This window comes from Photobacterium rosenbergii, from assembly GCF_003026455.1.
In the GTDB taxonomy this organism is placed as follows: domain Bacteria; phylum Pseudomonadota; class Gammaproteobacteria; order Enterobacterales; family Vibrionaceae; genus Photobacterium; species Photobacterium rosenbergii.
Genome location: NZ_PYMB01000002.1, coordinates 460,049 through 485,347 on the forward strand (window position 1 = coordinate 460,049; position 25,299 = coordinate 485,347).

22 protein-coding genes and 1 pseudogene are annotated in these 25,299 nt (G+C 44.9%); 13 read left to right on the forward strand and 10 right to left on the reverse strand.

The features are described from left to right. Nucleotides 1-115 precede the first annotated feature (115 nt). The 4 genes and pseudogenes from rlmC to C9J01_RS09100 form a co-directional block, all read left to right on the forward strand. A pseudogene (rlmC, locus tag C9J01_RS09085) lies at nucleotides 116-1,261 on the forward strand (23S rRNA (uracil(747)-C(5))-methyltransferase RlmC); the annotation flags it as partial. Nucleotides 1,262-1,308: 47 nt separating this feature from the next. After that, on the forward strand, nucleotides 1,309-1,701 hold the full coding sequence (locus C9J01_RS09090; protein WP_107297809.1) for a DUF4345 domain-containing protein: 393 nt from the start codon (nucleotides 1,309-1,311) through the stop codon (nucleotides 1,699-1,701). A gap of 101 nt (nucleotides 1,702-1,802) precedes the next feature. Further along, nucleotides 1,803-2,693 (forward strand): LysR family transcriptional regulator, encoded by an 891-nt coding sequence (locus C9J01_RS09095; RefSeq protein ID WP_107297810.1) that lies wholly within the window; start codon nucleotides 1,803-1,805, stop codon nucleotides 2,691-2,693. 89 nt (nucleotides 2,694-2,782) lie between these two features. Continuing rightward, complete coding sequence (locus C9J01_RS09100) at nucleotides 2,783-3,772, forward strand: linear amide C-N hydrolase (protein ID WP_107297811.1); 990 nt, start codon at nucleotides 2,783-2,785, stop codon at nucleotides 3,770-3,772. 57 nt (nucleotides 3,773-3,829) lie between these two features. Here the strand turns inward: C9J01_RS09100 and C9J01_RS09105 are convergent, their stop codons facing one another. Both C9J01_RS09105 and C9J01_RS09110 read right to left on the reverse strand, forming a co-directional pair. Then, on the reverse strand, nucleotides 3,830-4,744 hold the full coding sequence (locus C9J01_RS09105) for a DUF2971 domain-containing protein (protein WP_107297812.1): 915 nt from the start codon (nucleotides 4,742-4,744) through the stop codon (nucleotides 3,830-3,832). A gap of 182 nt (nucleotides 4,745-4,926) precedes the next feature. Continuing rightward, nucleotides 4,927-6,294: an MATE family efflux transporter gene (locus tag C9J01_RS09110; protein WP_107297813.1), complete on the reverse strand. Its 1,368-nt coding sequence runs from the start codon at nucleotides 6,292-6,294 to the stop codon at nucleotides 4,927-4,929. 332 nt (nucleotides 6,295-6,626) lie between these two features. Between C9J01_RS09110 and C9J01_RS09115 the strand changes: the two genes are divergently transcribed. The 7 genes from C9J01_RS09115 (at nucleotide 6,627) to C9J01_RS09145 (ending at nucleotide 12,357) form a co-directional block, all read left to right on the forward strand. After that, nucleotides 6,627-7,049, forward strand: coding sequence for a septal ring lytic transglycosylase RlpA family protein (locus C9J01_RS09115; RefSeq protein ID WP_107297814.1), 423 nt, complete (start codon nucleotides 6,627-6,629; stop codon nucleotides 7,047-7,049). A gap of 290 nt (nucleotides 7,050-7,339) precedes the next feature. Continuing rightward, nucleotides 7,340-8,530, forward strand: coding sequence for a zinc metallochaperone GTPase ZigA (gene zigA / locus C9J01_RS09120; protein ID WP_107297815.1), 1,191 nt, complete (start codon nucleotides 7,340-7,342; stop codon nucleotides 8,528-8,530). A gap of 72 nt (nucleotides 8,531-8,602) precedes the next feature. Next, nucleotides 8,603-9,046 (forward strand): RNA polymerase-binding protein DksA, encoded by a 444-nt coding sequence (dksA, locus tag C9J01_RS09125; protein ID WP_107297957.1) that lies wholly within the window; start codon nucleotides 8,603-8,605, stop codon nucleotides 9,044-9,046. Between the two features lie 190 nt (nucleotides 9,047-9,236). Next, nucleotides 9,237-10,370 carry a hypothetical protein gene (locus tag C9J01_RS09130; RefSeq protein WP_107297816.1) on the forward strand — a complete coding sequence of 378 codons (1,134 nt, stop codon included), beginning with the start codon at nucleotides 9,237-9,239 and terminating at the stop codon, nucleotides 10,368-10,370. Next, complete coding sequence (locus tag C9J01_RS09135) at nucleotides 10,360-11,286, forward strand: metal ABC transporter solute-binding protein, Zn/Mn family (protein ID WP_107297817.1); 927 nt, start codon at nucleotides 10,360-10,362, stop codon at nucleotides 11,284-11,286. The genes C9J01_RS09130 and C9J01_RS09135 overlap by 11 nt, the downstream gene beginning before the upstream one ends. Before the next feature lie 3 nt (nucleotides 11,287-11,289). Next, a complete protein-coding gene (locus tag C9J01_RS09140) occupies nucleotides 11,290-12,078 on the forward strand; it encodes a metal ABC transporter permease (protein WP_107297818.1) in 789 nt (262 codons plus the stop codon). A 54-nt stretch (nucleotides 12,079-12,132) separates the two neighbouring features. Next, nucleotides 12,133-12,357 (forward strand): hypothetical protein, encoded by a 225-nt coding sequence (locus C9J01_RS09145; protein ID WP_107297819.1) that lies wholly within the window; start codon nucleotides 12,133-12,135, stop codon nucleotides 12,355-12,357. An 80-nt stretch (nucleotides 12,358-12,437) separates the two neighbouring features. On the opposite strand, the gene C9J01_RS09150 is transcribed toward C9J01_RS09145, so the two are convergent. After that, on the reverse strand, nucleotides 12,438-14,222 hold the full coding sequence (locus tag C9J01_RS09150; RefSeq protein ID WP_107297820.1) for an ABC transporter ATP-binding protein: 1,785 nt from the start codon (nucleotides 14,220-14,222) through the stop codon (nucleotides 12,438-12,440). After that, nucleotides 14,216-15,976: an ABC transporter ATP-binding protein gene (locus C9J01_RS09155; RefSeq protein WP_107297821.1), complete on the reverse strand. Its 1,761-nt coding sequence runs from the start codon at nucleotides 15,974-15,976 to the stop codon at nucleotides 14,216-14,218. The genes C9J01_RS09150 and C9J01_RS09155 overlap by 7 nt, the downstream gene beginning before the upstream one ends. 301 nt (nucleotides 15,977-16,277) lie before the next feature. On the opposite strand from C9J01_RS09155, the gene C9J01_RS29485 reads away from it, so the two are divergent. Together C9J01_RS29485 and C9J01_RS09160 are read left to right on the forward strand one after the other, a co-directional pair. Then, entirely contained in the window at nucleotides 16,278-16,529 is a 252-nt protein-coding gene (locus C9J01_RS29485) for a hypothetical protein (protein WP_146157071.1), read from the forward strand. Nucleotides 16,530-16,569: 40 nt separating this feature from the next. Further along, nucleotides 16,570-16,884, forward strand: a complete 315-nt coding sequence (locus C9J01_RS09160) for a hypothetical protein (protein ID WP_107297822.1) — start codon at nucleotides 16,570-16,572, stop codon at nucleotides 16,882-16,884. A 55-nt stretch (nucleotides 16,885-16,939) separates the two neighbouring features. Here the strand turns inward: C9J01_RS09160 and C9J01_RS09165 are convergent, their stop codons facing one another. The 6 genes from C9J01_RS09165 to aspT form a co-directional block, all read right to left on the reverse strand. Next, nucleotides 16,940-17,608 carry a trimeric intracellular cation channel family protein gene (locus C9J01_RS09165; RefSeq protein ID WP_107297823.1) on the reverse strand — a complete coding sequence of 223 codons (669 nt, stop codon included), beginning with the start codon at nucleotides 17,606-17,608 and terminating at the stop codon, nucleotides 16,940-16,942. Between the two features lie 94 nt (nucleotides 17,609-17,702). Then, on the reverse strand, nucleotides 17,703-19,160 hold the full coding sequence (locus tag C9J01_RS09170; RefSeq protein WP_107297958.1) for an amidohydrolase: 1,458 nt from the start codon (nucleotides 19,158-19,160) through the stop codon (nucleotides 17,703-17,705). A 213-nt stretch (nucleotides 19,161-19,373) separates the two neighbouring features. Then, complete coding sequence (locus C9J01_RS09175; RefSeq protein ID WP_107297824.1) at nucleotides 19,374-20,510, reverse strand: linear amide C-N hydrolase; 1,137 nt, start codon at nucleotides 20,508-20,510, stop codon at nucleotides 19,374-19,376. A 162-nt stretch (nucleotides 20,511-20,672) separates the two neighbouring features. Beyond that, nucleotides 20,673-21,539 (reverse strand): LysR family transcriptional regulator, encoded by an 867-nt coding sequence (locus tag C9J01_RS09180; RefSeq protein WP_158264514.1) that lies wholly within the window; start codon nucleotides 21,537-21,539, stop codon nucleotides 20,673-20,675. Nucleotides 21,540-21,642: 103 nt separating this feature from the next. Then, on the reverse strand, nucleotides 21,643-23,250 hold the full coding sequence (locus C9J01_RS09185) for a bifunctional aspartate transaminase/aspartate 4-decarboxylase (protein WP_107297826.1): 1,608 nt from the start codon (nucleotides 23,248-23,250) through the stop codon (nucleotides 21,643-21,645). 90 nt (nucleotides 23,251-23,340) lie between these two features. Beyond that, nucleotides 23,341-25,053: an aspartate-alanine antiporter gene (gene aspT, locus C9J01_RS09190; RefSeq protein WP_107297827.1), complete on the reverse strand. Its 1,713-nt coding sequence runs from the start codon at nucleotides 25,051-25,053 to the stop codon at nucleotides 23,341-23,343. Between the last annotated feature and the right edge of the window lie 246 nt (nucleotides 25,054-25,299).

Genomic DNA, 25,299 nt, shown 5'->3' on the forward strand with positions numbered 1-25,299 from the left:
ACTGCTTGTTGATAATACCAACACTTCCATAAAGCCTGTTTATCAGCTTCATCTATAACCCAAATGGTGCTTTTTGGCGAAAGGAATAGACTAGCGGCTTTTCTCCAATAGCCGTAATTCCATGCAATGTTCTCACTTTGAGCAGCAGCGCTGCCAGTCCTGTTCCCTATCGGGTATGCCTTACCCGCAGCAAATCCAGCAAAAAGATGAAAAGCTTAAACAACTGCTCTCAACAGTCATGCCACAGCAATGGCTCCTAGTTGTTACAAGCGAGGAAACGGGATGTCGCAACAAGGCTAAAATGGTTGTGCTCGGTGCTGCGCATCAGCCAGTGTTGGGGATTGAAGGTGCGGATAACCAGCCAGTTAGTTTATGTGATTGCCCACTGTACCCTGAAGATACGCAGGCATTATTGGCCTATTTGCAGACATGGATTCGAGTGGCAGGTATTCCGCCTTATAACAAGGCGAAAAAGAAGGGTGAACTCAAATACATCCTGCTGACCCGGACTGAATGCAAGGGCGAGTACATGCTGAGGTTTGTGATGCAAAGTCGAAATGCACTTTCGCGGATTGAAGCAAACCTTGAGCGATTGCTTATTGATTGGCCGCAAATAAAGGTTGTGTCGGTAAACCTACAGCCAGTTCATATGGCGCGTTTGGAAGGTGAGGAAGAGATATTCCTTACCGATGCCCAGCATTTGGTCGAGCAATTTAATGATGTACCACTGGTGATCCGGCCAAAGAGCTTTTTCCAGACCAACCCGAAGGTTGCAGAGCAGCTATATGCGACGGCGCGTCAGTGGGTCAGGGAACTTGCTCCTCGTTCTATGTGGGATTTATTCTGCGGCGTAGGTGGCTTTGCCTTGCACTGCGCAAGTGATGTCGAGCGTGTTGTGGGTATCGAGATTGAACCTGAAGCGATTGCTAGTGCCAAGTTTTCAGCATCACAGATCGGAATTAATAACCTCGAGTTTGATGCATTAGATTCTGCTCAATTTTCCCAGTTGCAAGGAAGTGTACCTGAGTTGGTGTTGGTCAATCCGCCACGTCGAGGGTTGGGGCAAGCATTAACTGAGCAACTTATCTCATTGGCGCCGAACTATATTATTTACTCCAGTTGTAATCCTGAGACATTGAAGCAGGACTTACTCAATTTGCAGCCGTATGAGGTTAAGCAATTACAATGGTTTGATATGTTTCCCCATACGGAACATGCGGAAGTCATGGTGTTGCTGAGTCTTCCAGTGACGGTTGCTTAAATCTCCGACTATGCTTGTTGGCATTGTTTGATTAACTCAAAAACACTATGAAACCACAAAGTATATTTTTATTGGTTGCAGCATGTGGATTGACGCCCATAGCCCTTTCTTATGGCGTTGCGCCAGAAATATCACTGCGTTACCTGTTCGATATCGATGCTACCCCAACAAATGTTACTCATATATTTCGTGCCATTATGGGGCTGTATATGGCTTTAGCTTTATTTTGGCTGGTGGGTGCTTTTACCAAAAAGTACAAGCTTCACGCGTTGTATAGCTTAGTGATATTTATGTTGGGATTGGCAATAGGCCGGGTAGGCAGTTTAATTGTCGATGGAATACCGCATTGGTTATTGGTTGTCTATCTCTTCTTGGAGCTTGGATTTGCCATGGTCGGAATAAAAATGATTAAACAAGAGAGCCGGGAAATAAAACAGTAAGTCATACATAATTCAGTGGGTATTCTGCTTTTTAGCGATATATTTAAGTGGTAATTGGTGGGCTAAGATTTTGGGTAGAGTACGGACTAAGTGAAGGTTGTATGAATATCAGCTATGAACAAATAAAAGCATTTATTGCCGTTGCAGACTGTGGCTCTTTTAGCGCCGCAGCGAAGCAACTGGGAAAGCACCGTACAACTTTAGGCCAAGTGGTAACTAACCTAGAAATCGAAACCAATATGGAACTCTTTGACCGCACCAGTCGCTATCCCCAGTTGACGGAAGAAGGTCAAATACTTTACCAACATGCAAAAAATTTGGCAGAGACGACCCGGTCGTTTGAGCAGTTGTGCCAAAACCGCGAGCGGGGGATAGAAAGTGAGATCACCATATACCACAGTTCGCTGGTGCCGATGGGGCTAATTACTGATGTGATGAAAGGCGTTCGTACTAAGTTCCCTATGGTTAAGGTCCATTGGCGACAAAAGAATATTGAGGATGTGAGGTTGGCCCTCAGTGAAGGGGAGGCCGATATGGCTATCATGTTAGTCCCCGCTGGTCAGGCGACAACTTCTATCCAGTTTACTTATTTGCTTAATATGCCTTTCGTGCTCTGTGCTACGCCTGATTATATGAAATATAATCAACTCACTGATCTCAAAGCACTGAAGCGGACTAGGCAACTATTGCTTGAGGACTACATAACATCAGGCCTTGCCAAGACACTCACCTTGTCGAACCACGCCGAAGAAATCAGCAGCATTGAGGTGCTGATGCATTTGCTTCTCAGTGGGGAAGGGTGGGCCATCGTGCCACGACATTGTGCCGAACCACATGTGCAATCCGGGCAATTGGCCACCATTGAACTGGATGAAATCAACAGTACCTTGCAGTTTCCACTCAATATCTGGCAACGAAATGCCTTCTTCGGTCCGGTTGCCAAAGAGGCGATATCCCTGCTCCGCCAACATAGCCATGATTATGGTATCTAGTGAGGATCAAATCCTCATGACCTGATTTCTACGTTTTGCATTGTCGTTTTAAAGTCAATGACATAACTAAACGTGAAATTGGAGCAAATATGAAATATAAGACACTTGCCCTCGCTGTCCTTGTCGCTGGTTCACTATCAAGTGTTGCCGATGCCTGTACCTCTATTGCGTGGAATACCGATCTGGGCACCATGACGACCCGCACCATGGACTGGGTTGAATCGACCAAGCCAGTGCTTGGCAATATCAACAAAGGGGAAATGCGCTCTATCCAGGGTAATGGGATGGGCGATGAGTATCAGGTTAAATATGATGTTGTTGCCGTTTTCGCCTACGGTGAATTAGTCGGTGACGGTGTAAACAGTGAAGGCTTGCAGGTGAACACCTTGTTCTACCCATCAATGGTGATGGAACCTGTCACCAAGAGTTCGCAAATCACCCAGTTCACTTTCGGTGAGTACCTACTAACCAATTATGCCTCGGTTGAAGAAGTCGTCAAAGCGCTACCGGATCTTGATTTTGGCCGCCTGAGCCTTGAAGGCATGCCGATGGAAATGAACTTGCACTGGTCGGTAACGGATAAAAGTGGTGACCGTCTAGTTATCGAGATGGACGAAGATGGTCTACATACCTACCGTGGTGAAGATGCGATGGTAATGACCAACGATCCTTCCCTGCAGCAACATATCGATATGCGTAAAGAGGTTGAATCCCGCTGGGTAGATGCAGACCGTGATACAGACTACGGTTCTATCGGTAATGGTAATGCGCACAGCCGTTACGTCCATGCGAGTTACTTTATGAGCAAACTGACCGAACCTACGAGTGTCCATAACGGTATGATGAAACTATCGACAGTGCCATACCGAGTACCTGCCGACGCACCTTATATGGATTTTGGTAATGGAATGATGGGCTACGCGACAGAGTGGACCCTAACCCAGAGCCTTGAAACCGGTGACAGTGTGTTTGAGTATAACTTTGAAGATAACTGGAATACTGTCCGCTTCAACGTCTACGACATGATGGGCAAAGAATTCCGTATTCCTCTCGATAAATCATTTATGGTTCAGCTGTAAATGAACATAGGCCTCTCAAGTTGAGAGGCCTTTTTAATCAAGCAGATCAGGCTGGTGTTAATTATATTGCGTCTTATGCCTTGCACATTGACCGACATCTTCATAGGTCTCTGGCCTTATCTCCGATAGTTCTTTGGCATTAGCGCCCCATAGCAAGGCCTGTTCGCCGTATTGCGAAGTCAAACTGGAAATTGCCAGTGAATTTCTCCTATCGGATTTTGCGCCGAGAATAATCACCTTGATTGACTCCATCGAAAACACATCTTCTAGGGTCCGTTTGTAGTAGGGGGTGATCAAGTTTCGGTTTACCCGGTAGCTTAGTTCACAGAGCGGGACCAACGCGATAGCCCGCGATTCGTCTTCGTTGATAAAGTCGTGGTGCTTCCAGGCAAATAGCCTCTTGAGTAGCGAAAATAATGCTGACTTGTGGTGGGGAGCCAAGGCTTCCAGCGCGTATTGTTGCTCTCGTTGATCCGGTATTTCCAAGGTATTGAAGTAATCAAATAACTCTTTGAACTGAAGAAGAGTTTCATCAATGTAGCTGTGCAGCGGTTGGTAACTGCATTTGAATGTCTCACTCAGCATTAGGGTGCCGCTGAAATAATGAGAGGATGTGGTCATTGTGGGGCTGTCACTGGTGTTGTTCTTGAGCACATCGGAGCGAAAGCCAATACAACTTCCCCGACAGTCATCACCATAAAAGCGCCACTGGGTGAGTGAGTCACTGGTACCGGAAAAAGAACAAACACACATGGAATGGAGGGTTTCGATTTGGTGCAGGAACATTTCAAGGACACTATTGCACGGGGCATATTCCGAGTCACGCAGCCGAGCAGTGAGGGCATGCAACGCCTTTTTAAACTCGCCTTTGTCATTCAAGAACTGATAGTCGGTAAACCAGATCTCTTTGTTGAGCATAACGCCCAGTAACCCATCTGTAGAGGTATAATGAAACAGCGTATTCCCATCCACAATTAGCGCCTTATTTTTATTATGTGTTACTTAAACCTTACTCGCGCCAGTGAAATAAGGTCAAATCAAATCATGGAAAATTGTTAACCGTAATCAAGATTATTGGATGGAAGAATTTGAGGGGGAAGTGTAGCTAAAGAGTTCCCTCCCACAGGAAATCCTGCGAGAGGGAGTTTGGTTGATTATGCGCTTGGAGCAGCAACCGGCTGACCGATACGGTGGAAGCTGATCTTCCTGGCGAACATGATGATAGCAACGAATACAGTGACTAATTCTGCCGCGCCTGTTACCCACCAGATGGAATCTGAACCGAAGAACAACGGAAGCATCGATAGGAACAGCATGACCATAATGAAACCGCGCATTAGGGAGATAAGGCCTGCACGCTTAGGTGCTTCCAGAGCTGTAAAGAACCCAGAGATAACCGTGTTGACTCCCATAAAGATAAAGCCTAGCGAGAATATCTTCATATACTGGTGAGACATGGCAACCAGCTCCGGATCTTCTAGGAAGCCCATTGCAATGTTGTCACCGAAGAAGAATACGACTAGCGCTGACATACCACCAATTAACAGAGCAACTTTGACTGTCAGCAGGGCAACCGCAAGGATACTGCCGTGATCTTTCTTACCACGCGAGAAAGTAACAATCGGCTGCATACCTTGGGTCAGGCCAATGTAGGTGATCAGCATGAAGTTGTTGATGTAACCAATAACACTGAACGCAGACAGTTCGGCGGTACCGTAATGGAACAAGATTGCATTGTTAAATGCCATCAGTACGAAGCCGGCAGACATCTCAGTAATAGAGTCAGGGGTACCGATTTTCACATACTGGATAATGTTCTTGAGCTTAGGCATCACTCGAACAAAGCGCAGGTTACTCGAGCGGCTACGGTAGTGAAGAATGAGCAAACACATTTGCAACATTTGCGCAGAACCTGTTGCGATAGCAGCACCACGAAGACCCCAGCCCCACTGAATGATGAACACGTAGTCCAAGATGATATTGGTTACGGCAGCACACAAAATGGCGGCAAGTTCACGTTGTGGGAAGCCATCAATTTTCGCAAACACTTCCATGGAATAAGCCATCAGATAGAAGGTTTGGAAAAACAGTAGGGTACCCAGATACTCGGCAACCATAGGGATCAACTCGCCACGCGCACCCATCAGGTAGGCAACATCCTCGACGAAAATGAAAGCCAAGAAGCATACTAGCGCACCGAACCCAGCTAAGAAGTAAATAGCCTGGGAGAAGATTTCGCTTGCTTGACCAATTTTCCCTTCACCCTTGAGCTTACCGACCAGTGTACCCGCACCAATAGTGATCAGGATGGAAATGGCAAACATGATATTGATGAAAGGGAGTGACAAGTTCACCGCAGCCAGCGCTTCGGGGCCAACCCCGCGACCGACGAACATTCCATCGACCATGGTGTAGAGCGCAAAGACCCACACGGCCAAGATAGAAGGCACGGCGAACTTGGTCAGCGCCATCCCTATACTTTTATTTTCAAGATCGATTCCGTCAGTAGAACCAACACCCATTTTGTACCACCTAAATTTTGAAAAGTTTGTGTTTAACGGAGTGTTCGAGAGGATAAAGTCTGGAACGACACAAGGGTCAATGCGGTATTTATTTCATTTTGTTTCTTAATGAAAAATAGTTTGGTGCTTATAGTCGTAGAGGACGTTTAGTTGCATTTAATCTAAGCGGAGTATTAGTCGTTATAGTGAATTTATTGTTTTTACTCCAATATCTTTCCTAACCTTGACCAAAAGGAACATAGCCCATGGCAAAATGGGTGGTTCATCTCTGATGAGCATATTTTTGCATTGTGCGCGCTTTAACCCTTTAATAAGTCACAGACAAACACGACATGACAAAATTCAAACTTCTTTTTACAGCTCTTATCTTTACTTTGCTTGCAGGTTGTTCGTCAACGACGGCAGTTGATGAAAAAACACGTAGCTATGCCAAGTCACACCAGCTTGCTGGCCAAGCTTCGTGGTACGGTAATAAATACCACGGCAAGCGTACTGCAAGTGGTGAGCGGTTTAACATGAGAGCCAATACAGCGGCCCATCGAACCTTACCTTTCGGGACTATCGTGAGGGTGACAAATACCGCTAATAACAAATCTGTAGATGTCAAAATCAACGATCGTGGCCCTTTTGCTAAAGGCCGAGTCATTGATCTTTCACATAGGTCATTTGCTCAAATAGGTGATATCAATAAAGGCTTGGCGCAGGTCAAAATTGAAATTATTGATGATAGTAATACCTTTAGGTATAAGCACTAATCTTCTCATCAAATGAATCTAGGCTTACTTGTGCAGCAATACTGCTGCACAAGTGAAAAAACAACCCCCAAAGTAAACTGTAACTACTCTCATTAGCGTATCCTGTCATAACAAATCAACGCATGGAAAAAGCAGATCTTTCTGCGCGTTAGAAATCCTTTCTTTTAAAATAACAGTTAGCACAGTTCTCAGAGTGAGAAAGTTTGGTCTAGACTTCAATAGATTGAGGTGATGTTATAACATAACAGATATGTAACAGGTTGATTTTATTATAATGGAGACGTATCTCAATGACTAAACTACCTGTAACTGTACTATCAGGCTTTCTTGGCGCCGGAAAAACAACGGTGCTCAGCCACATCCTAAATAACCGCCAGGGCAAGAAGGTCGCTGTTATCGTCAATGATATGAGCGAGATAAATATCGATGTTTCGTTGGTACAAAATGAGGTCGCACTGAGCCACAAGGAAGAGCAGCTTGTAGAAATGAGTAACGGGTGTATTTGCTGTACGTTACGCGAAGATTTGCTGTTGGAAGTGAACAGATTATCCAAAGACGGACGTTTTGATTACTTATTGATTGAATCAACTGGAATTTCCGAGCCACTGCCAGTTGCAGAGACGTTCACGTTTGAGGATGACGAGGGTGTATCACTGTCCGATGTCGCTAGGTTGGATACTATGGTGACAGTAGTCGATGCCTCCAATTTTATTCGTGACTTCGATGAAGCCAAGTACCTCCAAGAGACGGGGGAATCATTGGGAGAAGATGACGAGCGTAGCGTTGCAGATTTATTGATTGACCAAGTTGAATTTGCCGATGTATTGCTGATCAGCAAAACAGACTTGGTTGAACCTCATGAGGTTGAAAGGCTGATCGCTATTTTAAAAACACTCAATACCCACGCCCAGATTATTCCAATATCCAATGGCAATGTGAATATTGATGATGTGTTAAACACTGGACGGTTTGATTTCGAGCGTGCACAAAAAGCGCCAGGTTGGCTCAAGGAAATGCGTGGGGAGCATGTCCCGGAAACCGAAGAGTACGGAATCGGTAGCTTCAGTTATGTCGCTCGGCGACCATTTCATCCTGAGAAGTTTTATCGTTTCTTACACAACACCCATAGCTACGGGAAGCTATTACGATCTAAAGGTTATTTCTGGTTAGCCTCACGGCCAGAATATGCTGGGCAGTGGAGTCAGGCTGGGGGTATAGCACGTTATGGTTTTGCTGGCATGTTTTGGAAATCAGTGCCTGAGGATCAGTGGCCGACTGATGAAGTGCATGTCACCGCGATAATGAAAAACTGGGTAGAACCATTTGGCGATATGCGCCAGGAGTTGGTTTTCATAGGTCAAAACTTAGATCAAGAAGCAATGACAAGGGCACTTGATGAGTGCTTGTTATCTGAATCGGAATTATCACAAGGAGAAGTGTACTGGACAACATTGAGCGATCCATTTCCAGCCTGGAGGTAGGGGATAACCAGCGAGCTATTTGATTCTGGACAGAGAGTGAAGGCGACTAGAAAAGCGCTACTGGGGGAAATTATGAATTCAGAACAACCGGTGACACTATCAGAAAAAGATATTTTATCAGCACCAGAGTCGGACTACATGAATGAATCTCAACTTGAATTTTTCAAGCAGAGGTTAGTTGATCTGCATGAGACTACTAGGGCCCGTATCGAGGAAGCAAAGGAGCAAATGAATAATTCGAGCGGACTTAGTGATGAACATGACAGAGCGTCTTATGAAGAGCAAGCAGCACTAGCATTGAGAATTGTCGATAGAGAACAAAAACTATTGGTCAAAATCCAAGAGTCATTGGAACGTATCCGTATCGGGGAATATGGCTATTGTCTTGAATCTGGGGAGCCTATAGGCATACCGCGGCTACTGGCTAGGCCGACAGCCGAATATAGTATAGAGGTTAAAACGCTCAAAGAAGTCAAAGAGCATCATTACAAGAAACAAAGCAGAGACCTTGACTAGGAAGTCACGTTTTGGGCCTAACCCATACCATTCCACCGACAAATTCTTACTTTTAACATCCAATATCTGAATCAAGATCAAAGCGTTAAAACTTGAAACGCCGTGTATCCATCTTGTTTAATATAAATGTTATGTTATAACATTCGTATATACACATGATGTTATAACATAACGAAACAAGGAAAATGTTGTGAATAAAAAAATGCTCTCTCTCATTGTTGGTAGCATGTTTGTCTCACCTGCTATGGCCGATACTCTTTCTAACCCCCAGATTGGTGTGGTTTTGGATGGCTATTACCAAGATGGCGAACGAAATAATTCTGAACGGGAAGAAGGGTTTGGCTTGGGGCACACAGAGCTAAACATGTCTGCAAATATCGATGATAAGTTCTACGGCGCACTTACCGCTGTGCTAGAAAGCCACGGTGATGAAACAGAGTTGAATCTGGAAGAAGCTTTCATTGAAACACTTGCTCTGCCATATGGTTTGAACGTGCGTGCGGGACGGTTCCTGTCTGACTTTGGTTACTTGAACAGCCAACATATGCACACAGACAGTTTTGTTGAGCGCCCAGTTGCTTACCGAACCTTTCTTGGCTCTCATTACTATGACGATGGTGTCAGGGCTAGCATAGTGCTGCCAACAGACCTCTATGTGAAATTTGGAGTGGAAGCGTTAAGTGGTGACAGGCTCTCTGCTGTTGAAGATGGCTCAAAAGTTGGCGTTTATACCACAACCTTGAAAATAGGTGATGACTTTTCCGAGTCATCAAGCTGGCAGTTTGGCTTGAGCTATCTTCGCAATGAAGACGGTAAGGTTAGGGAGTTTGAAGATCATGATCACGGCCACGATGATGAGCATGACCACGACCACGGTGCGGCAGTGACAGGTTCAAACTTGTACGGTGCCGATTTTGTTTGGAAGTGGGCGCCAAATGGTAACTACAAATACCAAAACTTCACCTTGTCTGCTGAGTATATGTGGCTGGATGAAGTTGTAGACAGCCGATTCAAAGAGGACGGGGCGTCAGATAACCTAAGCGCATACTATGTTTCGGGTGTTTACCGTTTCAACCCGAGTTGGTCAGCAGGGCTTCGCTATGGTGAAGCAGAAAGTTATGACGGCCATGCACATGATGACCATATGCACTTTACTGACCTGAACGACAAAGAATTCGACGCCATGGTTGCATGGGATTCCTCCCATTTTGGCACCATCCGCGCGCAATACACACGTGTTGATAATCAAGACAGCGATACCGACAACGTATTCACACTGCAATATGTCATGACATTTGGAGCACACGGAGCACATGCTTTCTAAACTGACTTTTAGTAAGTGCAGTTTAGCAATGATGGCAGCAGGGGCTGCCATCATTTCTTCACCTGCGCTAGCACTTAATATTTTTGTATGTGAACCTGAATGGAAGGCGTTTCTGGCTAGCCATGCTCCAGATGCAACCATCTATTCTGCGACAACAGCCAAACAAGATCCGCACTACGTGCAAGCCCGCCCTTCATTAATTGCCAAAATGCGCCAAGCAGATATGGCGATGTGTTCGGGAGCCGAATTGGAAGTCGGGTGGCTGCCGATGCTTCAATCAAGAAGCAGTAATAGTGCCGTTCAAAATGGTGCAGACAGTATGATTTATGCAACGGATTATGTCCGTATGCTAGATACCCATGACCATGTTGACCGGAGCATGGGTGACATCCACGCCCACGGCAACCCCCATGTCCAATTTGCTGCCAATGATATGATCCCTCTGTCTCGAGCCATTTCAAAGCGTTTACAGGCTATCGATCCTGCGAACGCGCAAACTTACCACTTGAATGGCATGAAATTTCGTTCTCATTGGCAAAAGAAGCTAAATGAATGGAATGTAAAAGCCGCGCCGCTCAAAGGTAAGCAGGTCGTTGGCTATCATGAGAACTATCGTTATCTATTTGAATGGCTCGAAATTGAACAAGTTGCGGATCTTGAGCCAAAGCCCGGCGTGTCGCCGACGACGTCACATTTGAACTCGTTAACTAAGTTGGAGCCACAATCCTATGATGCGATAGTGTATTCCTCGCATCAGGATCAGCGGCCAGCATTTTGGCTGCAACAACGAACAGGTAAACCTGTCATCCAGCTTCCGCTGACAGTTTCCGAAGGGCAAAGCTTGGATCAATTGTACGAGAAAATAATCGATGCTTTGTTGGATGTACTGGTCGAACCCTCACCGGAGCGAGCTTAAACCATGGCCGAATATGCATGGCTGTTACCCGCTATATTTTGCGGTTTGATTGCGCTAGCCGGTAATGTCGTGCTTGGTCAGCAGGTGCTGAAACGACAGATCATTTTTATTGATTTAGCAGTGGCTCAGGTCGCTGCTTTAGGAGCCGCGATAAGCCATTATGGGTTGAGCCAATACTCACTTCTTTCAGGTTCCTTCTTTGGTGAGATGATTGGCCCTTGGCTAATGTCACTGCTGTTGTGCGCTGTCATTGCTTTGATGGAAAAGCGCTACAAGCAGCATTTGGAACCCATGATCGGAAGCCTGTTTGTTGTTTCAGCGTCGCTGGCAATCATATTGGTGAGTAAAGACCCACATGGTGCCGATTTTATCCAAGGAATCCTAAATGGTCAGTTGCTCTGGTCTACGTGGGGTGATGTTTGGCCTTTGGCATTAATCACCACAGCAATGCTCATGCTGGTTAGGTTTAAACCTACCTTTATGCAAGGAAGTGGCTTTTATCTTATTTTCGCTATTTTAATGCCCATCACGGTTAAGCTGACTGGGATATATTTGGAGTTCGCGCTGCTAGTGATCCCTGCTTTGTGCGCTTCAGCCCTCAAAGGAGTCCACTTCTTTGTTGCCAGTATTGGTATCGGCGTTGTCGGTATACTTTCAGGTATTGCGGCTTCGGCGTATTACGACTTGCCAAGTGGCGCCAGTATCGTCATTACCTTATTCGTAGCAGGTCTGCTGTTCAATTTATTAGTACAGCCCTTTGTGCAGAGAGTATTTGCTGTGACTAATACCTAGCAAATGTGATTTTGAACATCTTCAATGTATGCATCATTAATGGAGTGACTACAGATGGCTTCTTCAATAATCCCAACCAATTTTGCCGAGTGGAAACATTGCATTACTGTCGAGTGTGGCCTTGAGCTAACGCCTGAATATATTGAGCAGCGAATTGAAGCGTTGCAAACAGAGAAAGACCATTACACGCAGCAATTCACTCGCTTGTATGGCGAACAACATCTCAATAGGGTGCTCAGCTGGTTCAGGCAAGCCCAAACGGAAGTTAAATCGGAATAGCTGCCCCTGTGCACTGGAGAAAAAGGGGAGCTTGCTCCCCTTTATAGACATATTAAGAATTGGGTAAGACGGTTACATGGTTACGAATTCGCAACCTTCAACTCATCCCCCCGCAGTTCCGAGTCATTGAGCAGGGCTGCATAGGCACCGCTTTGGTCTACTAGTTCTTGGTGGTTACCTCGCTCGACAATTTCGCCTTGTTCAAGTACCAAGATCATATCCGAGTGGCGCACTGTGCTCAGGCGGTGGGCGATGGCAATAACTGTCTTCTCCTTGAACAGTCGTTGCATGGCTTTTTGGATCAGATCTTCAGTGATGGAATCGACTGAGCTGGTGGCTTCATCGAGCATCATGACTTGCCCACCTTGTGCCACTGCTCGGGCAAAGGAGATTAACTGTGTTTGGCCTGCTGATAGGTTTGAACCGTTTTTATCCAACGGGAAGTCATAGCCTCGTGGTAGCTTTTCGATAAAGCTATTGGCATACACATACTGCGAAGACTGCTCAACTTGGTCGCGGGATATGTTTTCTTTACCTAATGCGATATTGAAGTGGATTGTTTCCTCGAACAGGTGAACATCCTGCATCATCAATGAAAACAGGTGGGCCGAATCATCGATGGAGATTTCAGAAAGCTCAATGCCATTAAGCAAAATGCTGCCTTCGTAATCTTGGTAGGTTTTCGATATTAGACGCATGATTGTTGACTTACCTGAACCGGTTGAGCCAACCAGTGCAATCTGATGGCCTTTCTCTAACATAAAGGACACGTTTTTCAGCACATAAGGGGCATCATCTTTGTAGCGGAAGCTGACATTCCTGAACTCCAGGCTGACAAACTCTTTGAGTTGCTTCTCAACTTTGTGGCTAGGCTGCAAATTCCGCCCTTCCTCTTCCACCGGCTCGACAAACAATTCCTCGATATGATCGAAGGCTGCGAATGAGCTTTGAATCGAGGCGATCTGCGAGGTGAAGTCACGGATAGGCACAAACACCTTTTCCAGGGTATTGATAAAGGCAATCAGCACACCAAGAGACAGTGATGCCTCAAGCACCTGACCAGAGCCGTACCAAATCATCAGTGCTACCGTGATTGAGGTAATACCTGAAATGAAGGAGAACAGAACGGCATCATATTTGTTGACCTTTTTCTGCGCTTTCAAAAATTCATCGGTATAGCCTTTGTATTTTTGCTCAACAGCTTCTTCTGCACGGTATAGCTGAACGGTTTTGACGCCTAAAATCACTTCCTGCAAATAGCCGATCCCACGGGCCAATGAAGAGCGGGTTTTCAAATGTAGTGCCCGTAAGCGGTTGCGAACATACACAGTCAGGTACATCACCGGAGGCATGATAAGCAATACAATCAGGGTCAGCTGCCAATCGATAAAGAGCATCATTACCAACAGGGCGATGGTATTGAGGCTATCCCGTACCAAGCCGACAACGGATTGGATAAAGGTCTCGCCGATGGTCTCAAGATCGCTGGTCAGGCGCGACAGGGTGACGCCATTTGGCGTATTGTCAAAGTAGCTTCGGGGCAGTCTTAAGACACGATCAACAAGCACAGAGCGCATATCGGTAATGGTGTACTGGCCTGTTTTGCGTAGGTTGTATGAATAGGTGGTATCAACAATGTAGTCGATGATCAGCACCGCAAGCAGGGCAGTGATATAGAGCCACATGCCATCGGTATTATCTTGGGCGAGGTGAGTATCGATCAGTTGAATAATCAGCCAAGGGAACAACAAACTGGTGGCTACCGTGAGTGGCAGCATGGAAACGCCGAGGATGGCAGAGCTTTTGTATTTCTTGGCAAATTTTAAAAAATGCTTTAAGTATTTAACATCAACACCCTTTAGCATGCTGCCTCCGCTTCGTTTTGTTGCAGTTTCCATGTCTCCAAGTAATACGGACAAGTCTGGAGTAGGGTTGCGTGATCACCTTTGGAGATAACTTTGCCTTCATTAAGCACAAGTATTTCGTCCATATATTCAAGGGCATTAACCCTGTGGGAGACAACGAGCACGGATTGATTCTGTAGTCGGTCAAACAGGCTTTCCAATATCTTGCGTTCAGTCTCGTAATCGACTGCAGACAAGACATTATCCAAAATAATTAAATCGCTCGGTTCAAGCAGTGCCCGAGCAATGCTTAAACGTTGTTTCTGACCACCGGAGAGCATAATGCCTTTTTCGCCAACCATGGTTTGGTCACCTTGGTCGAAGCGCTCGACATCACCAGATAGTTGGCTCAGTGCCAATACCTCATCAACTTGAGATTTGGCAATATCTGGGTCAAGGCTACCAAAGCGAATGTTATCTTCTACACTGGCAGAGAATAAATAGGGCTCCTGTGTGATGGTTTTGATATAGCGGCGCAGGTCGCTGCGGGAAAAAGTACTAATATCTTTATCACCAAGGAAAATAGTACCGGTTGGTGTATCTAAATGGTGGTTCAGGCAGTTAACCAAAGTCGTTTTGCCTGCCCCGATACTCCCAAGTACGCCGACTTTTTTACCTGCTGGAATATCAAAGCTGATGTTGTCGAGAATGAGCGTGTCTTCACCAGGGTAGCTGAAGCTTAGGTTTCTCACCGAGATAGTCTTTGCTTTCAACAAGTCCAACTCATTTTGCGGTAAACGTAAATCATCCTGATCGGGAACTTCAGCATTGAGGATGGTTTGGACGCTTTCGACTCCAACCATACCTCGCTGGTAGATAGTCGCAATTCGTCCTAGCTGCATCAGTGGCAGAGCCAGTAGTACCGAATAGGAAAGGAAGGCTGTAATCTCACCTAGGGTTAGTTGCTGTTTGGCCAGCATATAGCCACCAAGCCCCAATATCATGATTTTCATGAGGTTATTGGCATAATCCAACACTGGCATAAAGAAAACTTGGATGCGGGTGATTTTCATGCGACAGCGTAGCAGCTGCTGGTTGAGGGTTTCTATCTCTTCTTTCACCCACGGAGACATTTGCTCGCTTTTGATTAAATCAATACCGGATAAATAGCTCATCAATTGTGCCGAGAGGTTTTGCAACCGACGCATATGCTCCATATGCAGTTCTTTCAATTTTTTGAAACCGATACGGAAAATGACAAAGGCGATAACAATAGGCACAACCGAATAGAGCGTTAGCTCGGGGGAGATACGCCACATCCACAATGGTGTGAGGGACAATGCCATTAGCGCATTGGCGAAATTCAAAAAGCCGACGCCAAACAGCAGCCGGATCCCGTTTAGGTCATTATTGATAATAGAAATAAGTTTGCCAGAGGCGAATTGGCTGTGAAAGCTGTTCGGCAGGCGGTTAAGCCTTTGCAGCAGGGTATTTTTGAGTGAAGCCTCTGTGATTCGGCCTGGATTAAGTCCGTATATGCGTGACCAGATACGCACCACAACCATGGAAATAGCCATGAAGACGACCATACCCACATAGTTGGTTAACTGGTGATGGCCATTTGGAGAGTCATTACCGATGAGGTCGATTGCCAATTGGATATAGCGCGGTATCTCAACCTGCAGCCAGTTAACCATAAAGATGAAGATAATCGCCAGTATATATGACTTGCGATTCATACGCAGGTAATGCGCGAAAAATTGTGTTTTAGTCATGAAGCTCAGTCATTCGGAAGATTCGATGTATGCCTATTGAGAATAAGTCTTAATTGTACACCGGTTTACAATCTAAATCATTCTGAACACATGACGATCTTTGCCATGGAGGCGTGTTTTATGGTGGTTTAGCAAAGGTATTGTGCTTGGTGATTGCAGATAATTACCTCCAACTGGAAGGGGTTAAGTGACAACACTGATTTATTCAGAGGGTGTGGTCAATCAATGGAGATGATGGATTAAAATTCGCTTGATATAAAATATTGGATAGCTTTATATACAACTAATATTCAGGATTAAAATGAAATTAAAGTTATCAAAAACTTTATTGCTTCGACATCTTACAGGTATTGAACCCACAGCCATTACATTATCAAAACCGATTGATTTAAATGTTCTTTCCCTCGCGGTTAGAAATACCGATTATCCACAAGAGAGACCATTGGGCAAACATTGCTTAGACAGGCACCAGTTGGAAGTACTACTTTGGGAGTCGAGCAAAGAAAATGAGCAACTACGTGAAAAAGTGAAACGTCTTGATTGGTGGCCGTAAGTCAGATGAAAGATATCAATCAATGGGCTAGCAACCACCCATGGTTTATGTTGGTTTTTTCCATTTTTCTTGGCTGTGTCCTTACAGGGTTGATTGGTTTGGTTATTTTTCGATGAACCCGATAGAGATGAAACTGCTTTTAGATGAAGATATGAGTGAAAAACAAGTAATTGAAGAGGTGACGCGCCTCCGGTATGACGTTCAAGAACTGAAAAGAGAAGTTGAACGTTTGGCAAGCAATGACCAAGAGACTAAGTGGTATGAAAAAGACTATGTTATTGCAAGTGTGCGAATTATCTTATTTGCCTTTGCTGTATCAGTCATACTGTTATTCGGTTTGTTGTCCATGCAGTAATTGCAGAAAATAAAAAAGGTGACTCTCTAAAGAGTCACCTTTTTTTGAATAAGAGTTACTTATTTTGATAGTTTTCAAATTTTTGGATTCTGTATCCTAGTAGTGCCCACTCAGGCAATGTAATTTTGTCATTGATTGAAAGGTGGCGCATGTAAATGATCAAGGCTATCGAGATAATGGCACTGATACTGCCAATTTCTGGGAGAAGCATAAGCATCATTGCATGCAGGGTACAGCCAATAGTAACCGGGATGGCATATAGGTTTTTGCTAAATAACAGTGTTGGGCGTTGCAGCAGGACATCCCTAATAATTCCCCCACCAACAGCGGTGATGACGCCTAGCAGTACTGGTCCTGCAGGAATGCCAAATCCTAGCTCCCAGGCCTTGTTTGTCCCCTGTATACCAAACATTGCGATGGCAAAGGTATCAATATACAAATAAAAACGGTTGATCCATTTTTTCTTCAGTAAGCCAAAAAAGATAAAGCCGATGATACTGCTGGCCAATGCTATCCAAATGTAGGAGAGATCTTGGGCCCAGAAGATAGGTACATCTAACAAGCAATCTCTTATGGTGCCTCCGCCAACGGCGGTGATCATACCTAGTACCATCACGGCAAACAGGTCGATTTCTTTTTTTTCTGCCGCTAAAACGGCAGATATGGCAAAAGCAGCCGTGCCCAAAACGCTGATAATTTCAATCAGAATAGCAGTGTGATCCATAACTACAGTTCTTCTCTGTGGGTGTGATTACCAGTGGAAAGTAAAAGTAAGCAAGTGCCCATGCAGCACTTGCTTATCTCGTTGCATGTTGCGATTAGTGGTTACACTTTTCGCTGTGCTGGTGGCCAATACCAAAATGCTCAAGAGCGGTATGAAGGCAGCACTCATAATGGTTCAAGGCTTGATCATCCAACTTACCACGTGGGTTCTGGTCAAAATCATTCAGCGATTGATATTCAAAGCCGTTCTTCTTGGCTTCAAAGTCTTGTTTGGCTTTTTCGATTAGCTCAGGGTTGGTCATAAGTTCCAAACCTTGGGCTGCTAAAGTATGGGCTGCTTGAAGACCGGCTTTTTGACCAATACTCATACCGTTACAGGCAGTACAGCCCCACTGGTGTGGTGGGATATGCTTAGGCCATGATGCGAAGATCACACCCATAGTCGGCACCTGCCAACTGATATCACCGACATCGGTAGAGCCACCCACTTCAACCCCGGTTTGTACCGGCAGTACATCGGTAGCCAAGCCATCTTCCGGCTTGCCCATTTCACGCTGAATGGATTTGGCAAACTGCTGTTCTTCCTCAGTCCAAGCGATTGGGAAGTAACGCTGCATGTGATCGGTAACAGATGTCGCCAATACATCATTCGGTAGGCAGTCATAAATGCCACCTAGGTTAGTCACTTCAGCTTTGGTCTGGGTAGATAGTGCAGCGCCTTCGGCCATATCTTCCAGCCAGTTCTTATGTTTACGGACATTTTCGGCGCTTTTACCACGATAACGAACAAGCACTTTTGCATGATCCGGCACCACATTTACTGCGCTACCACCGTCAAGGATTTGGTAATGCAGGCGGCCTGTTGGTTCAAGCTGCTCACGCATCATGTTGGCAGACATCAGGAAAATTTCAGCTGCATGTAGAGCACTACGGCCATCCCAAGGGGCAACACCGGCGTGTGCTGTGACGCCGTGCCATTCGACGATCAAGTCAATTGAAGCGGTTGAGTGCATGTTGATGGCTGCGTTAACCATTGCTGGGTGGTTGTGCAGGCAAATATCAAGGTCGTTAAAGAGGCCCGTCGCAGCCATGTAGTTTTTACCGTTCAACGCTTCTTCTGCTGGGCAACCGTAGACTTTGATTGTGCCGGGGATGTTCTCTTTTTCCATATGGTTTTTCAGTGCGATAGCGGCACCGATTGAGCTTGAACCAATGAGGTTATGACCGCAACCATGGCCGTTGGTGTTACCATTTTTGGTTGGCTCCTGAAAAGGTACCGTGTCGTTTCCAAGGCCCGGTAAGGCATCAAATTCAACAAGGTAACCAATCACTGGCTTTCCCGTACCCCAAGTGGCTACCCATGAGGTAGCAAGACCTGCAATATCACGCTCGACAATTTCAAAGCCAAACTTTTCCAATACCGCACTTTCATAAGCAGAGCTTTTGAATTCTTCATAACTTAGCTCGGCAAAATCCCATACATTTGAGGCCATATCCCAAATAACATCAGAAAGGGCTTTTACTTCGTTGTCTAGCTTTTCATATTTGCTCATGATCATTATTCACTCTGAATTTAAAATTGATAATTGAAGAGTTGAACATAAAAGAAAATTTACAGGTTTGTTCATCTCTTGAAGACGGGGTAATAATAAAGATAAAAAGGAATGATTTTAAATCATGATGTGATGATTGAGTCCTCATCAATGAAGAATAGGAAAAGTGAAACGGCTTCTTGTAAAAGACAAGAAGCCGATGAAGTGAAAGGGTTAATTAATTATTTCCTGACCGTAAATATCGAGAGTATTGATTTCGATAAATTGGTCTGAAATATTACCTTCAATACCTTTTTGAGCATAACGATCAATACGAGGGATCACTTCTACTTTACTGCCTTGTTTGAAATCAATATCCGAAAGATGTATGTAGACATCTGCAGGAGCCAATACGGATTTTATTCTGTAGGTCAAATTAGTGAGGTCAGAAATAGACTGCAAGTAAGTTGCTACACCATATGTGTCTTTGTCCTGGGTGTGCTTGAGAATTTTTTCTCCAACCTCTTTATCCTCATCTGGAAGGGCAATGCCTGGAACAAAGGCTGTATTACCTAATGCGGAATACATAAAGCCGTATGCTGCATTGACATCATCAGTTGCCTTGATTGATGGGAAGTTATCCAACCAATATTGTGCTTTTTGGTAACGGTCTTCTGCACTCCAAGTTGAAGGGAAACTGCCGTCATTAGGGTCTATTTGATTAGCTTTTTCCTTAGCTATTTGGGTTTGAATCTTTGGCGGGTTAGTCATGACTTGGTACTCCCTACCATGGAAAATCTTAACTTCTCCGTTTTGGATTTCAACAATGGCAGAGTCACCAGATGCATCGGCCATTGAAAGGTGCTTAGGGCTGGCTGAATAGCTATATCCACCTTTAATCGCCACGAGGCGCACTTTTTCTAAACCCTTAATTGCCTCTTCAACGGTGGCGAAATTATCCAATATGTAGCTTACCCAGTGATCGCCTTCCAAAACGGGTTTTTGCTCTTGCTCTGTATTGATTTCATCAATAGCACCGTCGTTGAAGTAGAGTGTACGTGCGGTTAGCCCTTTTTCGTTCATACCATCCATTGGAAATCGATTATTAGCAAAGGCAGCGATACTGCCATACTTTACTGTCCAATCGATGGTTGCAATGTTTTCGTTTGAGCTGCCAGACCGCGTTACACCTTGTGGTGTTTTGACCAAAGTAGGAGCTGAGGCAGAGAAATAGTCTTCGTTCCTTCCGACTAAAACTAGATCACTTTCACTATTCCAAAGCATACGTGTGCATGCATTTGATGTTACAGGGAGAAGGGTAGCGGTTGTCATAGCTGCAGTAAGGCAGGCTGCAATAAATTTACGTTTCATGATTTTCCTCGTTTGTTTGTATAGTTAGATTAAGGAAAAACCTTTATGGTAACTACCCACCACACGGGGGAGAACCCCCCGATTTAATTGTCGACATTGAAATTATATCTATATGATATTGTTTAATAATTTTCGCTTGAGGATTTGATGAAAGAGTCTTATTTAGCATTCGACAGATTTAAGCAAAGCAATAACTTCATTAAGGAATGGCGGCTCTGTCGAAGCCCAAAGTAAGACTGGTTGCTGGTACAAACCGGCTGCTGTTATGTCGACGGCAACAACATCGATTTCATCAGGAAGAGCTGTCAGTAGACTAGCTGGTAAAAAGGCCCAGCTCGGTTCGCTCTGCAAACCATGAATAAGTATTTGTAAGTCACTTTCTATCACATAATTATCGGATACCAGAAGGTTTGAATAATATTTTGGTTCTAGGTTACTTGAATAAACCCTCTGTTTTATCTGTGAAAGCTCTTTGATTGAGGCATACTTATCGAAACAAAATGTTGATTCACTCGCCACTGGACAAAGAGCGATTTGTGGCATTGCTTTCCATTGGAACTCTGGATTAAGGACCTGTCCACGAGCCAAAAATAAGCCATATTGGCACCGGCCATTTCGAAGCAATTTTTCTCCTTGTTCACGAGAGACTTTAAGTAGATTAAGTGGAATGTTTTTCTCGCTAAAAAAGTTGCGGGTTAACGTTAGCCAGCGCTCTGGAATGCTTTCATCAAAACACAAGGATACTGGGCATTTGGAAGCTTCAGAAAGAGAGTGGGCGTAACGCTCGAATCCAAAGATATCTGCGCTGAGTATTTGGGCTCTGAGATAGAGTTTATACCCAAGTGGCGTTAGGCTCATTGTTCTACCATCTTTTTGAAACATTGGGTAGCCGACATTAATTTCAAAGTTTTCGACTAGCTCGCTGATAGTTTTTCGATCTTTTTTAAGTTGGATGGCAGCCCGACTATAACTTTTTGCTTGAGCGACAGTGACAAAGGCTTGTAGTTGAAGAAATGAAAAAGGGGTCAAAGTAGCCTCCAAGTAGAAAAGAGCCCAGCAAACACTCAGGATGTTTGCTGGGCTTAAATTTATTTTATTAATCGCTGTGAGGGGGAGTCACAGTTATTAATACTTAGGCTTGTGTGGCTGTGATGAAGTCATTGTAGTATTCATCTAGCACCTTACGGGTTTCACGGCCGATCAACTCATACTCGTGGTGAGTCAGGTTAGCCAGTGATACACGTACCGATCCGTGTACAACGTCGAAACCTTTACCCGGTAGCAAGATTACACCGGTCTCATGAGCAAGGCGGAACAAGAAGTCCTTACCTTTGTTGTTGCCTTTGAACCAGTCAACGAACTCTTGGCCGTACATTTTGGCACCCAGTACATCAAGGTCTAGTAGGGTGTAGTAATCAACGCGGTTGACATCTTTTTCCATTTCAACACCCATGTTTTTGTATAGGGTGTTGTAACGCTGGCGGATAATGTTCTTACACGCATCTTTATAGGTTTCTTCCGCATCCATTAGGCAAGCTAGTGAGAATAGTGCCATCTGAACCTGCTGTGGAAGAGAAAGGCCTGCTGTGTGGTTAAGGGCAACACCACGGCTTTCTGCAACCATACGGTCGATAAATTTAATAGTACGAGGCTCTGGAGTCAGTGTTTTATAACGGTCATCCAGCAGTAGTTTTTGTTCTTCAGATTGGTTCTGTAGTGCGTCATCGAACACGTTGTTGTGTTGAATACCGATAACGCCCAGACGCCAGCCTGTTGCACCGAAGTATTTAGAGAATGAGTAAACACATAGGGTGTTGTATGGGCATTTAGCAAATAGAGATACGAAATCATCTGCAAATGTGCCGTATACATCATCAGTAATGATGAACAGATCTTTACGCTTGGTGTCAATTAGCGTTGCAATCTTGTCTAGTGTCTCATCAGACATTTTCACCGATGCAGGGTTTGCTGGGTTAACCACGCACAGAAGCTTGATATTCGTGTCTTCTAGCTTGGCAATTTCTGCATCCGGTAGCTGCCATGTTTCTTCATCTAGGCGAAGCTCAACAATTTCTAGTTCGTATTCAGCCAGCTCTGGGATTTCCAGGTAAGGAGTGAAGATTGGTGTGATAAGCGCAATCTTGTCACCTTTTTTCAGTAGGCCGTTGTTGAACATAGACTGGAAGCTATAGGTCATTGACGCTGTACCGCCTTCAGTCGCGAATAGGTCGAAATCGTGTGACATTGGGATATTGCCATACATTTCCTGGCCAATGTATTGCTTAACCACTTGCTCGATGTTGGTTAGCATGCGATCTGGCACTGGGTAGTTACAGCCTAGGAAGGCATTCACAAGTTCGTTAAGGAATACTTGCTTATCGATACCTAGGCGGTCTTTAGTGTAACTCAATGCTTTTTGTAGGAACTTCACGCCTTCTGCGTTAGCGTTTTGCTTAGCAAAAGTGTCGAAGCGCTCAACAATGCCAACACCGTCAGGGATACCACCGAAACCACCGTTTAGGTAAGAGTATGTACGCTCAGATTCTTCCAGGGCAAAGTCACCAAGGCGCAGGAAGGCGCGGCGAGGAAGCGTTGCCAAGAAGTTAGGGTTACCACGGCCAGCATCTAGCAGTGCACGGTCTGGTACTGTTTGTGCCACTTCAATCAGTTTATCTTTAAGCTCAAATGGGCTTAGGTTCGCGAATTTTGAAAAGTCGATAGTGTTAGTTTCAGTAGTCATAATCTTTATTCTCTTAGGGTGGGGTGTAATTGGCCGACCCAAATACACCCGCAAGTGTTGAGTTAATGTTTTTCGAATTAAGTAAGGGGATTACATACCGGCGTTTTTACTAATAATGCCGATAATAATTGGGCCCCAAAGTGTCAGTAATACGTTTGCTACCGCGTAAGTTACTGTGAAGGTAAATACCGGTGTTGAGTTGCCTGCTTTTTCAAGTAGGGCGGCAAATGCAGGGTTTGCACTGCGGCCACCGGTTACACAACCAAGCGCTTCAATTGGGTTTCTAATTCTCAGGATGTAGTAAGAGAAGAAGAAAGAAACCAGTTGTGGAATAAGCGTGACGCAAACACCTAGCAGCAATAGGGTCAAACCATTTTCTTTAACGGCAACAACAGCTTGTGGGCCAGCCTCAAGGCCAACGATACCGACGAATACAGCTAGACCGAAGTCACGGATAAAGTTAGCAGCGCCCTGTGGGAACGAAGCCACTCGAGGGTTGCGGCTACGCAACCAGCCAACCATTAGGCCTGAAATCAGACAGCCTGCACCTGAGCCGATAGTGACCGGGATACCCGCAATCTTGAAGCTGATCATGCCAATCAGAAGGCCAAGTACCATACCCAGACCAAAGAACACATAGTCGGTAACAAAAGCTGAGCCAAGGCGTTTACCAATGTTTTTCTCGACACGGTTGATGTCTTTGGCTGAACCAGTCAGCTGGATAACATCGTTTTTCTTAACCACAAGATCTGGAGTGATCTCGATGTTGTTGCCGCCACGCTGGTAACCTGTGATATATACGCCACGGGCGATATCATTGTTGGTTTCACGCTTAACCTGTTCTAGGGTTTTGCCAATCAGCTTGGAATCAGTCGCAATAAGCTGGCGGTTTTCTTCGATAAGCTCGATACCGGCTGGTACTGGCACTTCGCGGCCAATTTCTTTGGCAAACTCACGAACTTGGTTGCGGCGGCCAGTAACGATGACGACATCACCATTTTGAATAGGAGTGTATTTATCGATATCAAGGCTCTTACCATCACGCTCAATCACTTCAATAGCGATATCAATGAGTTTTTCATTGGCTTTGGCAATGGTTTTGCCTTGTAGGCTACTTTTCGCATCAACTAGGTAAGCACGGGTTACCAAGTCGGTAAGGGCGTTGAATTCACCCGGCGCAAGTTCAGGTTTACCACCAGATACTTTTTCAGCCAGTTTGATCGCTTCGCCACGGATATCCCATTTCATGATGCTTGGGATAATCCAGGTCACCATCAAGATAGGACCCAATGAACCAAAGATATAGGTTACCGCGTAGCCAACAGCCACGTTGGTTTGCATCAGTTGCTTAGCTTCTGCTGTCAGGCCGGAAAGCTTGGCAATTGCATCACCCGCTGTACCAATAATGGCAGACTGAGTCAGGCCACCCGCAGCAAGTCCTGCCGCAGTACCCCGGTCTAGATCGAAGATCCAAGCCGCTGCCAGTACGCACAATAAACCGGTGACTGTCATCACGACTGCAGAAAGCAGGATGTTTACAGTTCGGAAGTTCAAAGCACTAAAGAACTGTGGACCGCCCTGGAAACCAACAGCGTAAATAAAGAGTGCAAAGAAAATGCTTTTTACGCCCGGGTCAATATGTACGCCAAATTGCCCAATAAGTACACCTACTAATAGCGTACCTGCAACACCACCTAGTACAAATCGGCCAATTGTAATTTTACCAATTAAGTAACCGAAGGCTAATGTTAAAAATAGGGCGATAAAAGGCGAACTACTAATTAAGTTTTGAATAATAGCCATCATTTTACCAATAAAATATAATGTCATGTTTGATATTCAGCGGTAATTACCGTGAATAAATATTAGAGCGACAAAACAATGTCTGTGCTCCGGTTCGTGAAAAATAATACGGCGAGAGCAAATAATCTAATAATCACTTATGTAGGACGATACCCGTCAATAATTAAAACCATCAATAACGATGGATGCTATCCGTCAAAAACGATTATTAAATTCTCCTTAGACTACTTACTCTATGCGGCCAAA